Source organism: Mycobacterium sp. 1245852.3 (assembly GCF_001669335.1).
GTDB classification, from domain to species: Bacteria; Actinomycetota; Actinomycetes; order Mycobacteriales; family Mycobacteriaceae; genus Mycobacterium; species Mycobacterium europaeum_A.
This window is the reverse complement of sequence record NZ_LZLL01000033.1, coordinates 1-1990: the sequence shown is the minus strand read 5'-3', so window position 1 is coordinate 1990 and position 1990 is coordinate 1. Positions and strand designations below refer to the sequence as shown.

The window sequence follows — 1990 nt, the reverse complement described above, 5'->3', positions numbered from 1 at the left end:
GCGGCGATGGCCGCCACCTCGGACGTGACGCACTGATTTCGCCCGGCAGAGCCGTAGGACCCCGCACTGTCGTTACAATGGTGCTCGGCGAATGCCCAACCGACAGCGTGCGACTACTCACGCTGATACCAACGCCGACATCGACATAGCAGACACTTTCGGTTAACCATGCCCACTACCCACCGAGAGTGAGCCCAAACGAAGGGGTGTAAGTGGCAGCGACGAAAGCAAGCCCGGCAACGGATGGGCCGGTGAAACGCACCGCCACGAAGTCTCCGTCGTCCCCCGCCAAGCGACCGGCGGCCAAGTCTGCCAACGGCTCGGCGCCCGCGAAGCGGGCCGCCAAGGCGGCATCGCCGTCCACCGAGGCCGACGATCCCAAGAAGACGCGCGCTGCGGCCAAGGGCGGCGCCAAGACGCCGACCGCGCGCGGAACCAAGGCGGCCAAGGCCGGCCCGGCGGATCCCGACGCCCTCGATTCCGACGGTGCCGTCGAGGATCTGGACAACGAGCCCGACCTCGAGGGTGAGCCCGGCGAGGACCTCGACATCGACACCGACCTGTCCCTCGACGACCTCGAGGAGGACGTAGCGTCCGACGGCGAGGACGCCGAGGAGGTCGAGGCCGACGAGGCCGAAGGCGAGGACGAGCCCGAGGAAGAGGCCGCAGCCAAGCCCGCCAAGGCCGCCGACGCCGCGGCCGAGGAGGACGAGGAGATCGCCGAGCCGTCCGAAAAGGACAAGGCCTCCGGCGATTTCGTGTGGGACGAAGACGAGTCCGAGGCGCTGCGGCAGGCCCGCAAGGACGCCGAGCTGACGGCCTCGGCCGACTCGGTTCGCGCCTACCTCAAGCAGATCGGCAAGGTCGCGCTGCTCAACGCCGAGGAAGAGGTTGAGCTGGCCAAGCGGATCGAGGCGGGGCTGTACGCCACGCAGCTGATGACCGAACTTGCCGAGCGCGGCGACAAACTGCCCGCCGCCCAGCGTCGCGACATGATGTGGATCTGCCGCGACGGTGATCGCGCGAAGAACCATCTGCTGGAAGCCAACCTGCGACTGGTCGTCTCGCTGGCCAAGCGCTACACGGGTCGCGGCATGGCGTTCCTGGATCTCATCCAGGAGGGCAACCTGGGTCTGATCCGCGCGGTCGAGAAGTTCGACTACACCAAGGGTTACAAGTTCTCCACGTACGCGACGTGGTGGATCCGGCAGGCCATCACCCGCGCCATGGCCGACCAGGCCCGCACCATCCGTATCCCGGTGCACATGGTCGAGGTCATCAACAAGCTGGGCCGTATCCAGCGGGAGCTGCTGCAGGACCTGGGCCGCGAGCCCACGCCCGAGGAGCTGGCCAAGGAAATGGACATCACGCCCGAAAAGGTGCTGGAAATCCAGCAATACGCCCGCGAGCCGATCTCGCTGGACCAGACCATCGGCGACGAGGGCGACAGCCAGCTGGGTGATTTCATCGAGGACAGCGAGGCCGTGGTGGCCGTGGACGCGGTGTCGTTCACGCTGCTGCAGGACCAGCTGCAGTCGGTGCTGGAGACGCTCTCGGAGCGCGAAGCGGGCGTAGTACGCCTGCGGTTCGGCCTCACCGACGGCCAGCCGCGCACGCTGGACGAGATCGGGCAGGTTTACGGCGTGACCCGTGAGCGCATCCGCCAGATCGAGTCCAAGACGATGTCGAAGCTGCGCCACCCCAGCCGCTCCCAGGTGCTGCGCGACTACCTCGACTAGCCGTTCGCACCGAAACGATTGGCGCGCAAGCCATCTCGACGTCGGTGTGATCCGGTAAGTCAAACGCGCGCCGCCGCCGAGAAATTCGGCTGCGGTGGCGGCTCTGCCGTCGTACCGTGAGGCGCATGCCTACCAACCGCACAATGGTCTCGTCCGGCTCCGACTTCGAGTCGGCGGTCGGCTACTCGCGCGCGGTGCGCGTCGGGCCGCACGTGGCGGTGGCCGGAACGACCGGCGCCGGGCCCGCCGGC

1 protein-coding gene and 1 pseudogene are annotated in these 1990 nt (G+C 67.7%); both read left to right on the top strand.

Annotation, left to right across the window (positions count from 1 at the left end; genetic code table 11):
• Positions 1 to 212: 212 nt before the first annotated feature.
• Positions 213 to 1739, top strand: coding sequence for an RNA polymerase sigma factor (locus A9W96_RS01425; RefSeq protein ID WP_156765073.1), 1527 nt, complete (start codon positions 213 to 215; stop codon positions 1737 to 1739).
• A 125-nt stretch (positions 1740 to 1864) separates the two neighbouring features.
• A pseudogene (locus tag A9W96_RS31120) lies at positions 1865 to 1990 on the top strand (RidA family protein); the annotation flags it as partial.